The sequence below is a fragment of the Streptomyces blastmyceticus genome, from assembly GCF_039521185.1.
GTDB lineage: Bacteria > Actinomycetota > Actinomycetes > Streptomycetales > Streptomycetaceae > Streptomyces > Streptomyces blastmyceticus.
This window is the reverse complement of the sequence record NZ_BAAABW010000022.1, coordinates 1-19,895: the sequence shown is the minus strand read 5'-3', so window position 1 is coordinate 19,895 and position 19,895 is coordinate 1. Positions and strand designations below refer to the sequence as shown.

The window sequence follows — 19,895 nt, the reverse complement described above, 5'->3', positions numbered from 1 at the left end:
TACGGAAGTCACGGAGTCACTGCATGAAGACGATCGACGAACTTCTCCAGGACGGTGTCGAGGGCAAGCGGGTCTTCGTCCGCGCCGACCTCAACGTGCCGCTCGACGGGACCACCATCACCGACGACGGCCGCATCCGCGCCGTCGCCCCGACGATCGCCAAGCTCGCCGCCGCGGGCGCGAAGGTGATCGTCGCCTCGCACCTGGGCCGCCCCAAGGGCGCCCCGGACCCCGTGTTCTCGCTCGCTCCCGCCGCCGTGCGGCTCGGCGAGATCCTGGGCAAGAATGTCTCGTTCGCCACCGACACGGTCGGTGACAGCGCGAAGGCCACCGTCGCCGCACTGGCGAACGGCGAGGTCACGCTGCTGGAGAACCTCCGTTTCAACGCGGGCGAGACCAGCAAGGACGACGCGGAGCGCGGCGCTTTCGCCGATCAGCTCGCGTCGCTTGCCGACCTCTATGTGGGTGACGGCTTCGGCGCCGTGCACCGCAAGCACGCCTCGGTCTTCGACCTCCCGGCGCGCCTCCCGCACGCCGCGGGCGACCTGATCGCCACCGAGGTCGGCGTCCTGAAGAAGCTGACCGATGACGTCGCGCGCCCGTACGTCGTGGTTCTCGGCGGTGCCAAGGTCTCCGACAAGCTGGGTGTCATCGACAACCTGCTGGAGAAGGCCGACCGCATCCTCATCGGCGGCGGCATGTCCTACACCTTCCTCAAGGCCAAGGGCCACGAGGTCGGCATCTCCCTGCTCCAGGAGGACCAGATCCCGGTCTGCCTGGAGTACCTGGCCCGGGCCGAGAAGCGCGGCGTGGAGTTCGTCCTCCCCGTCGACGTCCTGGTCTCGGCCGACTTCCCGGACCTGAAGACCAAGGCTCCGGCCAACCCGGAGACCGTCTCCTCGGACGCCATCCCGGCGGACAAGGAGGGCCTGGACATCGGCCCGAAGACGCGCGAGCTCTACGCCGCGAAGCTCGCCGACGCGGGCACCGTCTTCTGGAACGGTCCCATGGGCGTCTTCGAGCACCCCGACTACGCCAACGGCACCAAGGCCGTCGCCCAGGGCCTCCTCGACAGCGAGGCCTTCACCGTCGTGGGCGGTGGCGACTCCGCCGCCGCCGTGCGCATCCTGGGCTTCGACGAGAACGCCTTCGGCCACATCTCGACCGGCGGCGGCGCCAGCCTCGAATACCTCGAGGGCAAGACGCTCCCCGGCCTCGCCGCACTGGAGGACTGAACCACCGTGAGTGAACGTACCCCGCTGATGGCGGGCAACTGGAAGATGAACCTCAACCACCTCGAGGCCATCGCACACGTCCAGAAGCTCTCCTTCGCGCTCGCCGACAAGGACTACGACCACACCGAGGTCGCCGTCCTGCCGCCCTTCGTGGACCTGCGCTCGGTGCAGACCCTGGTCGACGGCGACAAGCTCAAGATCAAGTACGGCGCCCAGGACCTCTCGGCGTACGACTCCGGTGCCTACACCGGCGAGATCTCCGGCGCGATGCTGTCCAAGCTCAAGTGCTCCTACGTGGCCGTCGGCCACTCCGAGCGCCGCCAGTACCACGGCGAGACCGACGAGGTCTGCAACGCCAAGGTCAAGGCCGCCTACCGGCACGGGATCACCCCGATCCTCTGCGTCGGCGAGGGCCTGGAGGTCCGCAAGGCCGGCGCCCAGGTCGCGCACACCCTCGCGCAGGTCGACGGCGCCCTGAAGGACGTCCCGGCCGAGCAGGCCGAGAGCATCGTCATCGCCTACGAGCCCGTCTGGGCCATCGGCACCGGCGAGGTCGCCACGCCCGAGGACGCGCAGGAGGTCTGCGGTGCGATCCGCGGCCGCCTCGCCGAGCTCTACGGCCGCGAGCTGGCCGACAAGGTGCGCATCCAGTACGGCGGCTCCGTCAAGTCCGGCAACATCGCCGCGATCATGGCGCAGCCGGACGTCGACGGCGCCCTGATCGGCGGTGCCGCGCTGGACGTGGACGACTTCGTCAAGATCGTCCGCTTCCGCGACCAGTAAGCGAGCTATGACGACGGGTGCTCCCCGTCGTACCCTGTCGGGGCCGGGACCGGTGTTTATCAGCCGCCCGGCCCCTCACCGTTCCAGTCCGAGAGAGTTGGTCCAGCCGTGGTCATGGGGTTCTCGATCGCCCTCATCGTCTTCAGCCTGCTGATGATGATGCTGGTGCTCATGCACAAGGGGAAGGGCGGCGGCCTGTCCGATATGTTCGGCGGCGGCATGCAGTCCTCGGTCGGCGGCTCCTCGGTCGCCGAGCGGAATCTCGACCGGATCACCGTCGTGATCGGTCTGCTGTGGTTTGCGTGCATTGTCGCACTCGGCCTGCTGATGAAGCTCGATAGCTGACGCACCGTCGTGGACGCGGCCTATCATTGAGGTCGCGTCCTGGCGGCCGGGCTGTAACTCCTGCCACTGGACGCGCGTTGGGCCTTACGTAGACTGGGGCGCCCGCAGCGGAGGCCTTTCTTCGACCCCGCGGCGCAGCCGCTATTTGGCACCGTGCAGCACCATCACGCAGGGAGTTACGACCGTGGCAAGTGGCAACGCGATCCGAGGAAGTCGGGTCGGAGCGGGGCCGATGGGAGAGGCCGAGCGCGGCGAGTCCGCACCTCGCCTCCGCATCTCCTTCTGGTGCTCGAACGGGCACGAGACGCAGCCGAGCTTCGCCAGCGACGCACAGGTGCCGGACACCTGGGACTGCCCGCGCTGCGGCTTCCCGGCCGGCCAGGACCGGGACAGCCCGCCCGACCCGCCCCGCACCGAGCCGTACAAGACCCACCTCGCGTACGTCCGGGAGCGGCGCAGCGACGCGGACGGCGAGGCGATCCTCGCCGAGGCGCTCGCGAAGCTCCGCGGGGAGATCTGAAACGGCACCACCGACCGAAGCGGCCCGGCCGCGCACCTGAGAAGGCGCGCAGCCGGGCCGTTGTCAGTGGTGGCCGCTACGGTCTTCGGCAGAGCCATCCTTGAGGGGGAATCGTGGCGGCGGTCGAGGAACCTAAGGTCGTACCGATCACATCAACGCACGGGAGCCGGGCGGAAGTTCGGGGCGGCTTCGGGCGGCTGTGGTCGGCGGCCGTCGTCTCGCGCCTCGGTGACGCGCTGCGCGGCGCCGCGCTCCCGCTGCTCGCCGTCTCCCTCACGGACTCGCCGCTGCTCGTCTCGCTGGTGACGGCGAGCGGCTTCCTGCCCTGGCTCCTCTTCGGACTGCTGGGCGGCGCGGTCGCCGACCGGGTCGACCAGCGGCGGGCGATGTGGACGGTGGACGTGCTCCGCGGCGCGCTGGTCGCCGCCTTCGCGGCCGCCGTCGCCCTCGGGCACGCCACGATCGGGCTCCTGATCGCGCTCGCCTTCCTCCTCACCACCCTGCAGACCCTCTTCGACAACGCGGCCACCGCCCTGCTGCCCGCCGTGGTGCCCCGGGACGGGCTCGGCAGGGCCAATGCCCGGCTGATGACCGGGCAGCAGATAGCCGGGGCGTTCCTGGGCGCGCCCCTGGTCCCGGTGCTGCTCGCCGTGGGCGCCGCGATGCCCTTCGCGGTGGACGCCACCACCTATCTGCTGGCGGCCGCCCTCGTGGCGACCCTGCGGATACCGGCGCCCGCGCGGGAGCCGCGCCCGGCCGGGCGCACGCTCCGCCAGGAGATGGCCCAAGGTCTGCGGGCGCTGTGGCGCGACGGCACGCTCCGCGCGCTGTGCGTGTCCACCACGCTCTGCAACGTGGCGATCGGGGCGCTCATCGCGACCCTGCCGCTGCTGGTCACCGGATGGCTGCACGGCGGCCACGGAGGCTACGCGGCCACCCTCGCCGCGTACGGCGTGGGCGGGGTCGCCGGAGGGCTGTCGGCGGGCCGGCTCGTGGAGCGCTTCGGGCCGGTGCGCAGCATACTGCCGGTCGGGGTCCTCCAGACGGCCTGCCTGGTGGCGCTCGGTACGGTGCGCGAACTGCCGGTCGCCGTCGTCGCCCTGGGCCTCTTCGGCTTCTCCGGCATGGTCTGGAACGTCACCCAGACGACGCTGATGCAGCAGCGCGCCCCGGAGGGGATGCTCGGGCGGATCAGCGCCGCCTTCCGCACCCTCGCCGTCGCCGGGGCGCCGTTCGGGGCCCTGGCCGGGGGAGCGGCCGCCACCGCATGGGGGCTGAACACCCCCATGCTCCTGGCCTCGGCCCTGCTCGCGCTCGCGGTCCTCGCCCTGCTGCCCGCGGTGGACCGCGCCGGACACGGCACGACATCTCATACCGCGCTCTGATCACATAGGTTGGAGACCGCCGGGGCAGCTACGAGAAGAATGGGCTGATGTCCGAGATGAACGCAGAGGGCCACAGCAGGCTCGACCAGAGGCCTGAGTGGAATGCGCTGACCAAGCACCGGGAAGAGCTCGGGGAGGTGCACCTGCGAGAGCTGTTCGCGGAGGATCCGCAGCGGGCCGGGCGCTTGACGCTCACCGTCGGCGATCTGCACGTCGACTACTCCAAGCACCTGGTCACCGACGAGACGCTGCGCCTGCTGCGCGAGCTGGCGGCGTCGGCCGGGGTGGCGGAGCTGCGGGACGCGATGTTCCGCGGCGAGAAGATCAACACCACCGAGGACCGCGCCGTGCTGCACACCGCGCTGCGCGCCCCCGAGTCGGCGGTGATCAGGACGGACGGCGAGAACGTCGTCCCGGCGGTGCACGCCGTGCTGCTCAAGATGCAGGTCTTCACCGACCGGGTGCGTTCCGGTGACTGGAAGGGCCACACCGGGAAGCCCATCAAGAATGTCGTCAACATCGGCATCGGCGGCTCCGACCTCGGTCCGGCGATGGCCTACGAGGCGCTGCGCGCCTACACGGCCCGCGACATGACGTTCCGTTTCGTCTCCAACGTCGACGGCGCGGACCTGCACGAGGCCGTCCGGGACCTCGACCCGGCCGAGACGCTGTTCATCGTCGCCTCGAAGACCTTCACCACGATCGAGACGATCACCAACGCCACCTCGGCGCGCAACTGGCTGCTGACGGGGCTGGGGGCGGGCGAGGAGGCCGTCGCCAAGCACTTCGTGGCGCTGTCGACGAACGAGGAGAAGGTCACCGAGTTCGGCATCGACCCGACCAACATGTTCGAGTTCTGGGACTGGGTCGGCGGCCGCTATTCGTACGACTCGGCCATCGGGCTGTCCCTGATGCTCGCGATCGGCCCGGACCACTTCCGGGAGATGCTCGCCGGCTTCCACCTGGTCGACGAGCACTTCCGGTGCGCGCCGCCCGAGGAGAACGTCCCGCTGCTGCTGGGCCTGCTCGGCGTCTGGTACGGCAACTTCCACGGCGCGCAGTCGCACGCGGTGCTGCCGTACAGCCACTACCTGTCGAAGTTCGCGGCCTATCTCCAGCAGCTCGACATGGAGTCCAACGGCAAGTCCGTCGACCGCGAGGGCAACCCCGTCAACTGGCAGACCGGGCCGGTCGTCTGGGGCACGCCGGGCACCAACGGGCAGCACGCCTATTACCAGTTGATCCACCAGGGCACGAAGCTGATCCCGGCGGACTTCATCGGCTTCGCCAAGCCGGTGGAGGACCTGGCGCCGGGGCTGGTCGCCCAGCACGACCTGCTGATGGCCAATCTCTTCGCCCAGGGGCAGGCGCTCGCCTTCGGCAAGACCGCGGAGGAGGTCGCCGCGGAGGGCGTCCCGGCGGAGCTCGTCCCCCACAAGACGTTCCGGGGCAACCACCCGACGACGACGATCCTCGCGAGCGAGCTGACTCCGTCGGTGCTGGGGCAGTTGATCGCGCTCTACGAGCACAAGGTGTTCGTCCAGGGCGCGATCTGGAACATCGACTCCTTCGACCAGTGGGGCGTCGAGCTGGGCAAGGTGCTCGCGAAGCGGGTGGAGCCGGCGCTCACCGGTGGCGCCGAGGTGCCCGGCCTGGACGCGTCCACGGCGGCGCTGGTCGCCCGCTACCGCGAGCTTCGCGGGCGCTGACCCGTACATCGCCGAACGCCGGACGGGCTGAATTTCGCGGACCGTAGTCCGCGAAACCAGCCCGTCCGGCGTTTGAGGACACCGCGCGTCAGTGCGGTCAGGGCGAAGCCGGCGGGTACAGGCTCCGCGGCAGCTGTGCCGCCGCAGCGCGGTCCAGCAGCCACAACGTCCGGCGCGAGCCGTACGCACCCGAAGCGGGTGCCTGCACCTCACCCGCACCCGACAGCGCCATCGCGACCGCGTTCGCCTTGTCCTCGCCCGCCGCGAGGAGCCAGACCTCGCGGGCCGCGCGGATCGCCGGGAGGGTCAGCGAGACCCTCGTCGGCGGCGGCTTCGGCGCGCCGTGCACCCCGACGACCGTGCGCTCGGTCTCCCGCACGCCCGGCAGCTCGGGGAACAGCGACGCCACATGCGTGTCCGGGCCGACGCCCAGGAGCAGGACGTCGAAGGACGGCACGGGGCCATGGTCCTCGGGCCGGGCGGCCGCCGCGAGTTCGGCCGCGTAGGCCTCCGCCGCGGCGTCCGCGTCGTTGCCGTACCGGTCACCGGCCGGGGGCATCACATGCACCCGGGCGGGGTCCAGCGGCACCGAGTCCAGGAGCGCGGCGCGCGCCTGGGTCACATTGCGCTCGGGGTCGCCCTCGGGCAGGAAGCGCTCGTCGCCCCACCACAGGTCCAGCCGCGACCAGTCCACCGCGTCGCGCGCGGGCGCCTCGGCGAGGGCCGCGAGCAGCCCGTTGCCGTTGCGCCCGCCCGTGAGGACGACGGAGGCGGAGCCCCGCGCGGCCTGCGCGTCCACGATCTTCGTGATCAGCCGGGCCGCCGCGGCCTGCGCCATCAGCTCCTTGTCCCGGTGGACGACGATCTGCGGAGCACTCACTTGCCGGCCGCCTTCTTGCTGTTTGCCTTCTTGGCGGGCGCGGGCGCGGCCTTGGCCTCGGCGGCGTCCGCTTCCGGAGCCTCCGTGGCCGCCTCGGCCGGCTTCGGGGCCGCGGGTGCGGCCGCCTTGGCCTCGCCGAGCCGCTCCACGCCGTACTTCAGCGCCGACTCGTAGGTGTCGTCCGGGTCGAGCCGCCGGAGCTCCTCCGCGAGGAGCTCCGAGGTGTCGCGCCGCTGGAGCGCCACCGCCCGGTCCGGCTGGCCCGGCATGGAGAGCGTGGCCAGGGAGCCGTCGGGGCGGTCCAGGGTGACCGGGCCGTTCCTGGTCTCCAGCCGTACGGCCGTGAGGCCCGGCCCGTCCGAGACGGTCCGGCTGACCGGCACGCCCAGGCGGTCGGCGAGCCACATCGCGAGCAGCTCGCCGCTCGGGTTGTAGCCCTCGCCCTCCACGTCGGCGGAGAGGATCTCGACCTGCTGCTGGTCCAGTGCGGCCGCGAGCATCGAGCGCCACGGCGTGATCCGGGTCCAGGCCAGGTCGGTGTCGCCCGGGGTGTAGTGCGCGGCGCGGGCCGAGAGCTCCGAGAGGGGGTCCTCGGCGGCGTAGGCGTCGGTGACCCGGCGCTGGGCGAGCGAACCCAGCGGGTCCTTCTCCGGGTTGACCGGGGAGCCCACCGGCCACCAGACGACCACGGGGGCGTCGGGCAGCAGCAGCGGCAGCACGACCGACTGGGCGTGGTCGATGACGTCGCCGTAGAGCCGCAGCACCACGGTCTCGCCGGTGCCCGCGGAGGTGCCCACCCGGACCTCGGCGTCGAGGCGGGCCTTGGCGCGGTCGCGCGGCGACCGGCTGACCCGCTTGACGACGACGAGCTTGCGCGAGGGGTGCTCGCGGGAGGCCTCGTTGGCCGCCTTGAGCGCGTCGTAGGCGTGCTCCTCGTCGGTGACGATGACCAGGGTGAGCACCATGCCGATGGCGGGGGTGCCGATGGCGCGCCGGCCCTGGACCAGCGCGTTGTTGATCTTGCTGGACGTGGTGTCCGTCAGGTCGATTTTCATGGCCGGCGCCAGCTCCGTCCGTCACGTGCGAGCATCTCGTCCGCCTCGATGGGGCCCCAGGTGCCGGCCTGGTAGGACGCGGGCTTGCCGTTGGATTCCCAGTACTGCTCGATCGGGTCGAGGATCTGCCAGGACAGCTCGACCTCCCGCAGGCGCGGGAAGAGGTTGGCGTCGCCGAGCAGCACATCGAGGATGAGCCGTTCGTACGCCTCCGGGCTGGACTCGGTGAAGGACTCGCCGTAGGCGAAGTCCATCGAGACGTCCCGGACCTCCATCGAGGTGCCCGGCACCTTCGAGCCGAACCGCATGGTGACGCCCTCGTCCGGCTGCACCCGGATGACCAGGGCGTTCTGCCCCAGCTCCTCGGTGGCGGTGTGGTCGAAGGGCGAGTGCGGAGCCCGCTGGAAGACGACCGCGATCTCGGTGACACGGCGGCCGAGCCGCTTGCCCGTGCGGAGGTAGAAGGGGACGCCCGCCCAGCGGCGGTTGTCGATCTCCAGCTTGATCGCGGCGTAGGTGTCGGTCTTGGACGCCGGGTCGATGCCGTCCTCTTCGAGGTAGCCGACGACCTCCTCGCCACCCTGCCAGCCGTGCGCGTACTGCCCGCGGACGGTCTCCTTGCCGAGGTCCTTGGGCAGCCGGACGGCGCCGAGCACCTTGGTCTTCTCCGCGACCAGCGCGTCCGCCTCGAAGGAGGCGGGCTCCTCCATGGCGGTCAGCGCCAGCAGCTGGAGCAGGTGGTTCTGGATGACGTCTCGGGCGGCGCCGATGCCGTCGTAGTAGCCCGCGCGGCCGCCGATGCCGATGTCCTCGGCCATGGTGATCTGCACGTGGTCGACGTACGACCGGTTCCAGATCGGCTCGAAGAGGGTGTTGGCGAAGCGGAGCGCCAGGATGTTCTGGACGGTCTCCTTGCCCAGGTAGTGGTCGATCCGGAAGACCTCTTCGGGCGGGAAGACCTCGTGGACGATCCGGTTGAGCTCCTGGGCGGAGGCCAGGTCGTGGCCGAAGGGCTTCTCGATGACGGCGCGCCGCCAGGAGCCGCCCTTCTTCTGCTCGGCCAGCCCGTGCTTCTTCAGCTGCTGGACGACCTTGGGGAAGAACTTCGGCGGAACGGACAGGTAGAAGGCGAAGTTGCCGCCCGTGCCCTGCGCCGCGTCGAGTTCGTGGATGGTGGACTTGAGGGTCTCGAACGCCACGTCGTCGTCGAAGTCGCCCTGCACGAACCGGCAGCCCTGCACCAGCTGCTGCCAGACCTCCTCACGGAAGGGCGTGCGCGCGTGCTCCTTGACGGCGTCGTGCACGATCTGGGCGAAGTCCTCGTTCTCCCAGTCGCGGCGCGCGAAGCCGATGAGCGAGAAGCCCGGCGGCAGCAGCCCCCGGTTCGCGAGGTCATAGACCGCGGGCATCAGCTTTTTCCGGGACAAATCGCCCGTGACGCCAAAGATGACCAGGCCCGACGGCCCCGCGATACGCGGGAGCCGTCGGTCCTGAGCGTCACGCAGCGGATTGCTGCTTGTGCTCAACTCACGCCTCCGGGGCGAGGCGCTTGAGCTCCGCCTCGGTGGACTGAAGAAGGTCGTTCCACGACTGCTCGAACTTCTCGACGCCCTCGTCCTCCAGGAGCTGGACGACGTCGTCGTACGAGATGCCCAGCTTCGCGATCGCGTCGAGCTCGGCCTTGGCCTGCTCGTACGTGCCGCGCACCGTGTCGCCGGTGATCTGCCCGTGGTCGGCGGTGGCCTCCAGGGTGGCCTCCGGCATGGTGTTGACCGTGTTCGGGGCGACCAGGTCGTCCACGTACAGCGTGTCCTTGTAGGCCGGGTCCTTGACACCGGTCGAGGCCCACAGCGGACGCTGCTTGTTGGCGCCGGACTTCTCCAGGGCGGCCCAGCGGTCGGAGGAGAAGACCTCCTCGTACGCCTGGTAGGCGAGGCGGGCGTTGGCCAGGGCGGCCTTGCCGCGCAGCGCCTTGGCCTCGTCGGTGCCCAGCGCGTTCAGGCGCTTGTCGATCTCGCTGTCCACGCGGGACACGAAGAAGGACGCGACCGAGTGGATCAGCGACAGGTCCAGGCCGGCGGCCTTGGCCTTCTCCAGACCGGTCAGGTAGGCGTCCATGACCGCGCGGTAGCGCTCCAGGGAGAAGATCAGCGTGACGTTGACGCTGATGCCCTTGCCGATCACCTCGGCGATGGCCGGGAGGCCCGCCTTGGTGGCCGGGATCTTGATCAGGGTGTTGGGGCGGTCCACCAGCCAGGCCAGCTGCTTGGCCTCGGCCACGGTGGCCGTCGTGTTGTGCGCCAGGCGCGGGTCGACCTCGATGGAGACCCGGCCGTCCTGGCCGTCGGTCCGGTCGAAGACCGGGCGCAGGATGTCGGCGGCGTCACGGACGTCCGCCGTCGTGATCATGCGGATCGCCTCGTCCACGGTGACCTTGCGGGCCGCGAGGTCGGTGAGCTGCTGCTCGTAACCGTCGCCGCCGGAGATCGCCTTCTGGAAGATCGACGGGTTGGTGGTGACACCCACGACGTGGCTCTGGTCGATCAGCTCGGCCAGGTTGCCGGACGTGATGCGCTTGCGGGACAGGTCGTCCAGCCAGATCGCGACGCCTTCGTCGGAGAGGCGCTTGAGTGCGTCTGTCATCGGGATTGCATCTCCTACTAGTGGTGGGCGGTCGCGTCAGCGACGGTTGGCGTCGACGTGCTCGATCGACTCGCGGGCGGCGGCCACGACGGCCTCGGAGGTCAGACCGAACTCGCGGTAGAGGATCTTGTAGTCCGCGGAGGCGCCGAAGTGCTCCAGCGAGACGATCCGGCCGGCGTCGCCGACGTACCGGTGCCAGGTCAGGCCGATGCCCGCCTCGACGGCCACGCGGGCCTTGACGTCCGGCAGCAGCACACCGTCGCGGTACGCCTGGTCCTGCTCCTCGAACCACTCGACGGAGGGCATGGAGACCACGCGGGTCGGGATGCCCTCGGCCTGGAGCACGTCACGGGCCTCGACGGCCAGCTGGACCTCGGAGCCGGTGCCGATCAGGATCACCTGCGGCCGGCCGCCCTCGGCCTCGAAGAGGACGTAACCGCCCTTGGCGGCGCCCTCGTTGGCCTCGTACGTCGGGACGTTCTGGCGGGTCAGGGCCAGGCCGTGCGGCGCCGGGTTCGCGGTGTGGCGCTTGGTGATCTCGCGCCAGGCGATCGCCGTCTCGTTGGCGTCGGCCGGGCGGACCATGTTCAGGCCCGGGATGGCGCGCAGCGCGGCCATGTGCTCGACCGGCTGGTGGGTCGGGCCGTCCTCGCCGAGACCGATGGAGTCGTGCGTCCACACGTAGGTGACCGGCAGCTTCATCAGGGCGGCCAGGCGGACGGCCGGGCGCATGTAGTCGGAGAACACCAGGAAGGTGCCGCCGTACACACGGGTGTTGCCGTGCAGCGCGATGCCGTTCATGGTCGAACCCATGGCGTGCTCGCGGATGCCGAAGTGGATCGTGCGGCCGTACGGGTTCGCCTCGGGGAGCGGGTTGCCCACCGGGAGGAACGAGGACGACGGGTCGATCGTGGTGTTGTTCGAGCCGGCGAGGTCGGCGGAGCCGCCCCACAGCTCGGGGATCACGCCGCCCAGCGCCTTGAGGACCTCGCCGGACGCCTTGCGGGTCGCGACGTCCTTGCCGGCCGGGAAGACGGGGAGCGCGTGCTCCCAGCCGTCGGGCAGCTCGCCCGCGGCCATGCGGTCCAGGACGGCGGTGCGCTCCGGGTTGGAGGTGCGCCACTCCTGGAGCTGCTTCTCCCAGGTCGCGTGGGTCTCGCGACCGCGGTCGACGACCTTGCGGACGTGGGTGAAGATCTCGTCCTCGACCTGGAAGGTCTGCTCCGGGTCGAAGCCCAGGACGCGCTTGGTCGCGGCCACCTCGGCATCGCCGAGCGCCGAGCCGTGCGAGGCCTCGGTGTTCTGGGCGTTCGGGGCGGGCCAGGCGATGATCGTGCGCGCGGCGATGATCGAGGGACGCTCGGTCTCCTCCTGCGCCGCCTTCAGCGCCGCGTAGAGGGCCTGGACGTCGAAGTCGCCGTTCTCGGCCTGCTCGATGCGCTGGACGTGCCAGCCGTACGCCTCGTAGCGCGCGAGGACGTCCTCGGAGAAGGCGGTCTCGGTGTCGCCCTCGATCGAGATGTGGTTGTCGTCGTACAGCGCGACGAGGTTGCCGAGCTTCTGGTGACCGGCCAGCGAGGACGCCTCGGCGGAGATGCCCTCCTCCAGGTCGCCGTCGGAGACGATCGCCCAGATGGTGTGGTCGAACGGGGAGGCGCCCTTCGGGGCCTCCGGGTCGAACAGGCCGCGCTCGTAGCGGGCGGCCATCGCCATGCCCACGGCGTTGGCGATGCCCTGGCCCAGCGGGCCGGTGGTGGTCTCGACACCACGGGTGTGGCCGTGCTCCGGGTGGCCCGGGGTCTTGCTGTCCCAGGTGCGGAACGACTTCAGGTCCGCGAGCTCCAGGCCGTAACCGGCCATGAAGAGCTGCACGTAGAGCGTGAGGCTGGTGTGACCGGGGGAGAGGACGAACCGGTCCCGGCCCACCCAGTCGGCGTCGCTCGGATCGTGCCGCATCAGCTTCTGGAACAGCAGATAGGCGGCGGGAGCGAGGCTCATGGCCGTGCCCGGATGGCCGTTGCCGACCTTCTGCACGGAGTCCATGGCCAGGACGCGGGCGGTATCGACGGCCCGCTGGTCCAGTTCGGTCCACTCGAGGTCTGTTGTGGTCGGCTTGGTGCTCACCCTCGGTTCAGGGCTCCTCTCCACATGTTTCGATTGCCGGGGGCGGTATGTTCCGCCACGACGCGGCGCTGTCGAGCCTACCCCGCAGGGGCGCGCGCCTTTTCGACACGCAGTCGGCTGCCCGACCCGACGTCCCGCGCAACCGGATCCGGATGGCGAAGATTCCCGTCGCGGGTGCGACGGCCATGGTTCCAGCCTGCCGGGGAGGCCGCCGGGGCGCCTCCTGAACGGGGCCACCGTGTCATGTTCCCAGGAGGCCCGACCCGATGCGCGGGCATCGGGGATCCGGCCCGGATCGGGTCCGCTACGGTCCCAACACGACCCCACCCCGGCGGAGGCCGGGGTACCCCCTACGTCTAGAGTGGCGTGGTAAGCGCAAGCCTTTTCCGGGTTTCTTCCTTCCCGAGGTGCTTGCTGGCCTTATCTCTGTCAGGGGTGTGCGTGACGGCCGTCGAATCCCGTCCTGCGGGGGTGCTCGCGGAGAGCCCCGGTCACCGGCCGTTCGGGGCCCGTGCCAAGGCGTTCGTGGCGTTGACCAAGCCGCGGGTCATCGAGCTGCTGCTCATGACGACCGTGCCGGTGATGTTCCTCGCCGCGGAGGGCGTGCCCGACCTGTGGCTCGTGCTGGCGACCTGCATCGGCGGCTATCTGTCCGCCGGTGGCGCCGGTGCGTACAACATGTACATCGACCGGGACATCGACGCGCTGATGGACCGCACGTCGCAGCGGCCGCTGGTCACCGGCATGGTCTCGCCCCGGGAGTGCCTGGTCTTCGCGACCGCCCTGACCGTCGGCTCCACCGTCTGGTTCTGGTATCTGGTCAACCCGCTGTCGGCGATGCTGTCGCTCGGGGCCAACGCCTTCTACGTCGTCATCTACACGATGCTGCTCAAGCGCCGCACCGCGCAGAACATCGTCTGGGGCGGCATCGCCGGCTGCATGCCCGTCTTCATCGGCTGGTCCGCGGTCACCGATTCCGTCTCCTGGGCCTCGCTGGTCCTCTTCCTGGTCATCTTCTTCTGGACGCCGCCGCATTACTGGCCGCTGTCGATGAAGGTCAAGGACGACTACGAGCGGGTGGGCGTGCCGATGCTGCCGGTCACCGCGGGCAACAAGGTGGTCGCCCGGCAGATCGTCCTCTACAGCTGGGTGATGGTCGCCGTCTCGCTCTCGCTCCAGCCGCTGGGCTACACCGGCTGGTTCTACACGGTCGTGGCCGCCGCGCTCGGCGCGTTCTGGCTCAAGGAGGCGCACGCGCTCCAGAGTCGCGCCAAGGCCGGTATCACCGGGGCGAAGCTCAAGGAGATGCGCCTCTTCCATTGGTCCATCACCTATGTGTCGCTGCTCTTCGCGGCAGTGGCCGTGGATCCCTTCCTACATTAATTACCGGTCGGTAGCATCTGCTTATGGCAGACACCACGCAGGCCGCAGAGACCGCACTCGACGCACGGGCCGCCCGCAGGGCCGCCCGGCTCGCCCGGCAGATCACCGCCTTCGCCAAGAGCCACGGCGGCAGCGCCGAGGGCCAGCTGGCACACATCGGCCGCGGCAGCACCCGGATCGCCCTCGTCGGCGCCAACGGCGAGTGGGGCAACCTGGTCGCCCCGTCCATGCCCATGGCGCAGAAGGCCGTCGAGCTCGCCGGCATCACCTTCCACGAGGACTTCGACGGCGAGTTCGCCGCCAAGGTCCGCACCGGCCCGTACGAATGGTCCCGTATGGCCGGCATCCAGCTCGGCGGCCCCAGCAATAACTGACGGCCCCCTCGCCCGTTAGACCCGCCGGGAGCGGCCACCTCGGTGCGCCGCCCGGGGGTTCGGCACGGGGGGACGAGGGCGCGGATGGACGGCATGCCGCCGATCGTGGATCAGCACAGCCACGGCACGGTCCACGGCGAGCTGGGGCTCGGCGCCTTCGAGACGCACCTCGCCGCCGCCGCGGGCTCCACCGGCCCCGCACCGCCCGGCACCACCTTCTTCGACAGCCCCGCCGGCCTGGCCGTACGCCGCTGGTGCCCGCCCCTGCTCGGCCTGGAACCGCACTGCGCGCCGGTCCGCTATCTGGCGCGGCGACGGGAACTGGGCGCCTACCGCGCCGGGCGACTGCTGCTGCGCGGCGCGGGAATCGGCACCTTCCTGCTGGAGTCCGGGGCGCCGGGCGTCCTCACCTCGGCCACGGAGCTGGCGTACGCGGCCGACGGGCGCGCCCACGAGGTCGTACGCCTCGAACCGCTCGCCGAACAGGTCGCCGACACCTCCGGCAGCGCCGGATCCTTCACCGCCTATGTCACCGAGGCGCTGTGGGTGGCCGCCCGGAGCGCCACCGCGTTCGCCTCCGGGATCCGCTCCTGCGACGGGACGCCGCCGGAGCCGCCCGAGGTCCTCAGGGCCGTCGATCGCTGGCTGCGCACCCGCAGGACGGGCGGGCCGCTGGACGAGCCCGTGGTCGCCTGTCATCTGCTGTGGACGGCGGTCGCCACCGGGCTGCCCGTACAGCTGCACTGCCCCGACCCGCGCCGTGTGACGCGCTTCCTGCGCGCCACCGAGGGGCTGGGAACCGATCTGGTGCTGCTGCCCGACCCCTGGCACCACCGGCAGGCCGCACGGCTCGCAGCGGGCTTCCCGCACGTGTACGCGGACGTGGGCACCCGGCCCGAGGAGAGCCTGGCCGAAGCGCCGTTCGGCAAGCTGCTGTTCTCCACCGGCGCGCGGGCGCTGGCCGAGCTCTATGTGGTCGGCGCCCGGACCTTCTCGCAGGCCATGGGGCGGCTCATGGACGACTGGGTCGCCGAGGGGGTGTGCCGGTGGGCGGAGGCGGGGCGGATCGCCTCGCTCGTCGCCGCCGGCACCGCCCGCAGGGTCTACCGGCTGGGGACGGAGGCCGTCTGAAGCGCGTCGTGCTCACCGGCGGGGGCGGGCACGGAGGCGAGTTCACCGCGGTCGCGCAGCGACAGGAAGACGCGCAGGACGGCGATCCACACGATGCAGGAGCCGAGCATGTGGGCACCCACGACCAGCTCCGGCTGGCCGGTGAAGTACTGCACGTACCCTATGACGCCCTGGAGCATCAGCACGACGAACAGCTCGGTGACCCGGCGGCTCGGCGCGGCGGCCGCCTTGACGGCCCGCAGGGTGAACCACAGGGCGACGGTCAGGCCGACCACGATGAACACGAAGTCGACGTGCAGCTGCGTGAGCTCACGCCAGTTCAGCGGGATCCGGTGGACGTCCTTGGAGGCGTCGCCCGCGTGCTTGCCCGCACCGGTGACCACGGTGCCGACCACGATCAGCACGGCGCTCGCGACGACCAGCAGCCAGCTCAACTGCCGCACCGGACGCGCCACCCGGTCACGCGGCTCCGCGTCACCCTCACGGGTGCGCTGCCACATCACCACGGCGACCGTCAGCAGCGCGGTGGACAGCAGGAAGTGGGAGCTGACGATGTACGGGTTGAGGCCCGTCAGCACCGTGATGCCGCCGACGACCGCGTTGCCCATGACGATCCAGAACTGCGCCCAGCCCAGGCGGGTCAGCGACCGGCGCCGCGGCTCACGCGCGCGTGCCGCGATGATCGCGAGCCCGACGACACCGCACAGGACGTACGTCAGCATGCGGTTGCTGAACTCGATGACACCGTTGATGCCCATCGCACGCGTGGGCGTCAGGCTCTCGTCGGTGCACGTCGGCCACGTCGGGCAGCCGAGCCCCGACTGGGTCAGACGGACCGCGCCACCTGTCACCACGATGACCACGGCCATGACCACACAGGCGAGCGCGGCCCGCTGGACGAAGCGCGCGGAGGGCTGCCAGCGGTCGGCGATCAGCTGGAGGGGGTTCATCGAATTCGGCACGGAGTCATCGTAAGGGCCCGCTTGTGCATGGATTCACGAGGGGGGTGCGTGGCGAATTGCCCGGCTCACTCCCACCGGAAGAAGCGCGCCGCCGCGCCCAGCCCGAGCACCGCCCAGACCGCGAGGACGCCCAGGTCGGCCCACGGCATGCCCGCGCCGTGCTGGAGCACGTCCCGCAGGCCGCCCGAGAGCGCCGAGATCGGCAGCAGGTCCAGCACCGACCGGGCGGCGGCCGGGAACTTGTCCAGCGACACGATCACCCCGCCGCCGACCAGCAGCAGCAGGAAGACGAGGTTCGCCGCGGCGAGCGTCGCCTCGGCCTTGAGCGTGCCCGCCATCAGCAGGCCAAGACCGGAGAAGGCCGCCGTGCCGAGCACGAGCAGCAGGACGACGGCGAAGGGGTTGCCGTGCGGCGACCAGCCCAGCGCGAACGCGATCACCGTCAGCAGGACGATCTGGAGCACCTCGGTCACCAGCACCGAGCAGGTCTTCGCGGTCATCAGCCCCCAGCGCGGCAGCGGGGAGGCACCGAGCCGCTTCAGCACGCCGTAACGGCGCTCGAAGCCGGTCGCGATGGCCTGGCCGGTGAAGGCCGTCGACAGCACCGCCAGCGCCAGGATGCCGGGCGCGAGGAAGTCGACGGCCTCGCCCTCGCCCGTGTCGACGATGTCGACCGAGCTGAAGAGCACCAGCAGGAGCGTCGGGATGACGACGGTCAGCAGCAGCTGCTCGCCGTTGCGCAGCAGCATCCGGGTCTCCAGCGCGGCCTGCGCGCGGATCATCCGGCCCAGCGGCGCGGCACCGGGCTTCGGCGTGAACGTGCCGGTGTTCGTGCTCGTACTCGCGTCCGCGCTCATGCCCGCAGCTCCTTGCCGGTCAATTCCAGAAAGACGTCCTCCAGCGTGTGCCGTTCCACCGCTATGCGGTCCGGCATGACCCCGTGCTGCGCGCACCATATGGTGACCGTCGCCAGCAGCTGGGGGTCGATCTTGCCGCTGACCCGGTACGTGCCGGGCGTCAGCTCCACCGCGGCGGAGTCGGCGGGCAGGGCCTTGAGGAGCGAGGCGAGGTCGAGCGCGGGGCGGCCGCTGAAGCGGAGCGTGTTCTCGGCGCCGCCGCGGCACAGCTCCTCGGGGCTGCCCTGGGCGATGACCTTGCCGCTGTCGATGATGGCGACGTCGTCCGCCAGGGTCTCGGCCTCGTCCATGTAGTGCGTGGTCAGGACGACGGTGACGCCGTCCTGGCGCAGCTCGCGCACCAGGTCCCAGGTCGCGTGCCGGGCCTGCGGGTCGAGGCCGGCCGTCGGCTCGTCGAGGAAGACGAGCTCGGGGCGGCCGACGACGGCCATCGCCAGGGAGAGGCGCTGCTGCTGCCCGCCGGACAGCCGCCGGTAGGCGGTGCGCCCGCAGCTCTCCAGGCCGAGCCGTTCGATCAGCATGCCGACGTCGAGGGGGTGGGCGTGCAGGGAGGCGGTGTGCCGCAGCATCTCGTCCGCGCGGGCGCCCGCGTAGACGCCCCCGCTCTGGAGCATCACGCCGATCCGCGGGCGCAGCGCGGCCGCGTCGGCGACCGGGTCGAGCCCGAGCACCCGGACGGTGCCCGCGTCGGGCCGGCGGTAGCCCTCGCAGGTCTCGACGGTGGTCGTCTTGCCCGCCCCGTTGGGGCCGAGCACGGCGGTGAGGGAGCCGCGGGCGACGGACAGGTCGAGGCCGTCGACGGCGGTTTTCGCCCCGTACTGCTTCACCAGCCCGCGGACCTCGACCGCGGGCTCACGGCCGGGGGGCGGGGGGACGGCCGGGCTGTCCCCCGGGAAGACGCTGCGCATGGCGGGAAGTCTACGAACCCGGCGGCGCCGCGGACCGCCCCGGGGTGCGGGACTTCCCCGGACTTCCGGACGATCTCGGCTGCGGCCCGGCGGACGATCTTGGCAGTGGCGGTTAGGTGACCCTTAGTGATCGAGGCCACCGGCGGGTGGCCCGGGCGAGGCTTGTCCGTCTCCGGGTAATTACGCAACAATGGTGTTGTGAAATACGCGAGCGAGGCTCCGCAGGACCCCGCGGCCCAGTCGGCCGCCGGGGCCCACACGCCTGCTCCGGTGCCCGCGCGCGACGAGGAGCGCGTCCACGACGACCAGCGCGGCACCCGCAACCGCGTCGCCAGGTCCATCCTCGACCACGGTCCGTCCACCGCGGCCGAGCTGGCCCTGCGCCTGGAGCTGACCCAGGCCGCGGTCCGCCGCCACCTCGACACCCTCGTCGCCGAGGGCGTCGTCGAGCCCCGCGAGAAGCGGGTCTACGGCGCGCGCACGCGCGGCCGCCCCGCGAAGGCGTTCGCGCTCACCGACTGCGGCCGCGACGCCTTCGACCAGGCCTACGACAAGCTGGCCGGTGACGCCCTGCGCTGGATCGCGCAGGCCGCCGGCGGGGGCGAGATGGGCGAGGCCGCGGTCGCGGCCTTCGCCCGTGCCCGGATGGCCGCACAGGCCGAGGGCTATCGCAAGGCCCTGGAGGCGCTGCCCGACGGAGCCCCCGAATCCCGCACGGAGGCCCTTGCCAGGGCATTGACCGAAGACGGGTACGCTGCTACGGCGCGTAGCGCGCCGGTCGGCGAACAGCTTTGCCAGCACCACTGCCCGGTCGCCCATGTCGCCGAGCAGTTCCCGCAGCTGTGCGAGGCGGAGACCGAGGTCTTCTCCCGCCTGCTCGGGACGCATGTGCAGCGTCTTGCCACCATCGCCCACGGCGACGGTGTGTGCACGACGTTCATCCCGCGCAGCAAACCGCGGCGCACCACCAAGACCACCACAGCATCCGCCAGCACGGCCGGGAGGAACCCCGCATGACTCTCCCCACGGAGACTGCCCACCCTGAGCTCGAAGGCCTGGGCACGTACGAGTACGGCTGGGCCGACTCCGACGTGGCCGGTGCCACGGCCAAGCGCGGTTTGTCGGAGGAGGTCGTCCGCGACATCTCGGCGAAGAAGTCCGAGCCGGAGTGGATGCTCAAGCTGCGTCTGAAGGGCCTGAAGCTCTTCGAGAAGAAGCCCATGCCGACCTGGGGCTCCGACCTCTCCGGCATCGACTTCGACAACATCAAGTACTTCGTGCGTTCCACCGAGAAGCAGGCCGCTTCCTGGGAGGACCTGCCCGCGGACATCAAGAACACCTACGACAAGCTGGGCATCCCGGAGGCGGAGAAGCAGCGCCTGGTCGCCGGTGTCGCCGCGCAGTACGAGTCGGAGGTCGTCTACCACCAGATCCGCGAGGACCTGGAGGAGCAGGGCGTTCTCTTCCTGGACACCGACACGGCGCTGAAGGAGCACCCGGAGATTTTCCAGGAGTACTTCGGCACGGTCATCCCGGTGGGT

The 19,895-nt window shown here is 70.9% G+C and carries 19 protein-coding genes; 11 read left to right on the top strand and 8 right to left on the bottom strand.

Annotation, left to right across the window (positions count from 1 at the left end; genetic code table 11):
• The first annotated feature begins 23 nt into the window (after positions 1-23).
• The 6 genes from ABD269_RS19755 to pgi all read left to right on the top strand — a co-directional run bounded on the left by ABD269_RS19755 (position 24) and on the right by pgi (position 5,977).
• Positions 24-1,235 (top strand): phosphoglycerate kinase, encoded by a 1,212-nt coding sequence (locus ABD269_RS19755; protein WP_344119554.1) that lies wholly within the window; start codon positions 24-26, stop codon positions 1,233-1,235.
• 6 nt (positions 1,236-1,241) lie between these two features.
• Positions 1,242-2,018 carry a triose-phosphate isomerase gene (gene tpiA, locus ABD269_RS19750; RefSeq protein WP_301888221.1) on the top strand — a complete coding sequence of 259 codons (777 nt, stop codon included), beginning with the start codon at positions 1,242-1,244 and terminating at the stop codon, positions 2,016-2,018.
• Positions 2,019-2,132: 114 nt separating this feature from the next.
• Positions 2,133-2,363, top strand: a complete 231-nt coding sequence (gene secG / locus ABD269_RS19745; RefSeq protein WP_301888223.1) for a preprotein translocase subunit SecG — start codon at positions 2,133-2,135, stop codon at positions 2,361-2,363.
• Positions 2,364-2,547: 184 nt separating this feature from the next.
• Positions 2,548-2,883 (top strand): RNA polymerase-binding protein RbpA, encoded by a 336-nt coding sequence (locus ABD269_RS19740; protein ID WP_079110552.1) that lies wholly within the window; start codon positions 2,548-2,550, stop codon positions 2,881-2,883.
• Positions 2,884-3,029: 146 nt separating this feature from the next.
• Positions 3,030-4,268, top strand: coding sequence for an MFS transporter (locus tag ABD269_RS19735; RefSeq protein WP_344119746.1), 1,239 nt, complete (start codon positions 3,030-3,032; stop codon positions 4,266-4,268).
• Positions 4,269-4,324: 56 nt separating this feature from the next.
• Positions 4,325-5,977, top strand: a complete 1,653-nt coding sequence (gene pgi, locus ABD269_RS19730; protein ID WP_301894526.1) for a glucose-6-phosphate isomerase — start codon at positions 4,325-4,327, stop codon at positions 5,975-5,977.
• Between the two features lie 97 nt (positions 5,978-6,074).
• Here pgi and pgl read toward each other — a convergent pair whose 3' ends face one another.
• The 5 genes from pgl to tkt are packed head-to-tail and all read right to left on the bottom strand — an operon-like array spanning position 6,075 to position 12,679.
• Positions 6,075-6,857 carry a 6-phosphogluconolactonase gene (gene pgl / locus ABD269_RS19725; protein ID WP_301888228.1) on the bottom strand — a complete coding sequence of 261 codons (783 nt, stop codon included), beginning with the start codon at positions 6,855-6,857 and terminating at the stop codon, positions 6,075-6,077.
• Entirely contained in the window at positions 6,854-7,912 is a 1,059-nt protein-coding gene (opcA, locus tag ABD269_RS19720) for a glucose-6-phosphate dehydrogenase assembly protein OpcA (RefSeq protein WP_344119550.1), read from the bottom strand. Before opcA ends, pgl begins: the two co-directional genes overlap by 4 nt.
• The gene (zwf, locus tag ABD269_RS19715) at positions 7,909-9,438 is read right to left on the bottom strand and encodes a glucose-6-phosphate dehydrogenase (protein ID WP_301888231.1); all 1,530 of its coding nucleotides are present in this window, start codon (positions 9,436-9,438) and stop codon (positions 7,909-7,911) included. The genes opcA and zwf overlap by 4 nt, the downstream gene beginning before the upstream one ends.
• A gap of 1 nt (position 9,439) precedes the next feature.
• Positions 9,440-10,555: a transaldolase gene (gene tal, locus ABD269_RS19710; RefSeq protein WP_301888232.1), complete on the bottom strand. Its 1,116-nt coding sequence runs from the start codon at positions 10,553-10,555 to the stop codon at positions 9,440-9,442.
• 36 nt (positions 10,556-10,591) lie between these two features.
• Complete coding sequence (gene tkt / locus ABD269_RS19705; RefSeq protein WP_344119546.1) at positions 10,592-12,679, bottom strand: transketolase; 2,088 nt, start codon at positions 12,677-12,679, stop codon at positions 10,592-10,594.
• A 441-nt stretch (positions 12,680-13,120) separates the two neighbouring features.
• On the opposite strand from tkt, the gene ABD269_RS19700 reads away from it, so the two are divergent.
• The 3 genes from ABD269_RS19700 to ABD269_RS19690 all read left to right on the top strand — a co-directional run bounded on the left by ABD269_RS19700 (position 13,121) and on the right by ABD269_RS19690 (position 15,567).
• Positions 13,121-14,062 (top strand): heme o synthase, encoded by a 942-nt coding sequence (locus ABD269_RS19700; RefSeq protein WP_301888235.1) that lies wholly within the window; start codon positions 13,121-13,123, stop codon positions 14,060-14,062.
• A 23-nt stretch (positions 14,063-14,085) separates the two neighbouring features.
• On the top strand, positions 14,086-14,436 hold the full coding sequence (locus ABD269_RS19695; protein WP_344119543.1) for a hypothetical protein: 351 nt from the start codon (positions 14,086-14,088) through the stop codon (positions 14,434-14,436).
• Between the two features lie 84 nt (positions 14,437-14,520).
• A complete protein-coding gene (locus ABD269_RS19690; protein ID WP_344119541.1) occupies positions 14,521-15,567 on the top strand; it encodes an amidohydrolase in 1,047 nt (348 codons plus the stop codon).
• Here ABD269_RS19690 and ABD269_RS19685 read toward each other — a convergent pair.
• From ABD269_RS19685 to ABD269_RS19675, 3 genes are all read right to left on the bottom strand, one after another.
• Positions 15,540-16,529 carry a COX15/CtaA family protein gene (locus ABD269_RS19685; protein WP_344119539.1) on the bottom strand — a complete coding sequence of 330 codons (990 nt, stop codon included), beginning with the start codon at positions 16,527-16,529 and terminating at the stop codon, positions 15,540-15,542. The genes ABD269_RS19690 and ABD269_RS19685 overlap by 28 nt on opposite strands.
• 65 nt (positions 16,530-16,594) lie before the next feature.
• A complete protein-coding gene (locus ABD269_RS19680; RefSeq protein ID WP_344119537.1) occupies positions 16,595-17,386 on the bottom strand; it encodes an ABC transporter permease in 792 nt (263 codons plus the stop codon).
• Complete coding sequence (locus ABD269_RS19675) at positions 17,383-18,354, bottom strand: ABC transporter ATP-binding protein (protein WP_344119534.1); 972 nt, start codon at positions 18,352-18,354, stop codon at positions 17,383-17,385. Before ABD269_RS19675 ends, ABD269_RS19680 begins: the two co-directional genes overlap by 4 nt.
• 198 nt (positions 18,355-18,552) lie before the next feature.
• Here ABD269_RS19675 and ABD269_RS19670 point away from each other — a divergent pair, with 198 nt between their 5' ends.
• Together ABD269_RS19670 and ABD269_RS19665 are read left to right on the top strand one after the other, a co-directional pair.
• On the top strand, positions 18,553-19,371 hold the full coding sequence (locus ABD269_RS19670) for a helix-turn-helix transcriptional regulator (RefSeq protein ID WP_301888244.1): 819 nt from the start codon (positions 18,553-18,555) through the stop codon (positions 19,369-19,371).
• Positions 19,368-19,895: Fe-S cluster assembly protein SufB (locus ABD269_RS19665; RefSeq protein ID WP_486387810.1), on the top strand; the 528-nt coding region annotated here is incomplete at its 3' end. The genes ABD269_RS19670 and ABD269_RS19665, both read left to right, overlap by 4 nt.

Bases quoted from the DNA above. Each gene is read 5' to 3' on its own strand.
- ABD269_RS19755 (WP_344119554.1), top strand. From the start codon at position 24: ATGAAGACGATCGACGAACTTCTCCAGGACGGTGTCGAGGGCAAGCGG.
- secG (WP_301888223.1), top strand. From the start codon at position 2,133: ATGGGGTTCTCGATCGCCCTCATCGTCTTCAGCCTGCTGATGATGATG.
- pgi (WP_301894526.1), top strand. From the start codon at position 4,325: ATGAACGCAGAGGGCCACAGCAGGCTCGACCAGAGGCCTGAGTGGAAT.
- opcA (WP_344119550.1), bottom strand. From the start codon at position 7,912: ATGAAAATCGACCTGACGGACACCACGTCCAGCAAGATCAACAACGCG.
- tal (WP_301888232.1), bottom strand. From the start codon at position 10,555: ATGACAGACGCACTCAAGCGCCTCTCCGACGAAGGCGTCGCGATCTGG.
- ABD269_RS19695 (WP_344119543.1), top strand. From the start codon at position 14,086: ATGGCAGACACCACGCAGGCCGCAGAGACCGCACTCGACGCACGGGCC.
- ABD269_RS19690 (WP_344119541.1), top strand. From the start codon at position 14,521: ATGGACGGCATGCCGCCGATCGTGGATCAGCACAGCCACGGCACGGTC.
- ABD269_RS19680 (WP_344119537.1), bottom strand. From the start codon at position 17,386: ATGAGCGCGGACGCGAGTACGAGCACGAACACCGGCACGTTCACGCCG.
- ABD269_RS19675 (WP_344119534.1), bottom strand. From the start codon at position 18,354: ATGCGCAGCGTCTTCCCGGGGGACAGCCCGGCCGTCCCCCCGCCCCCC.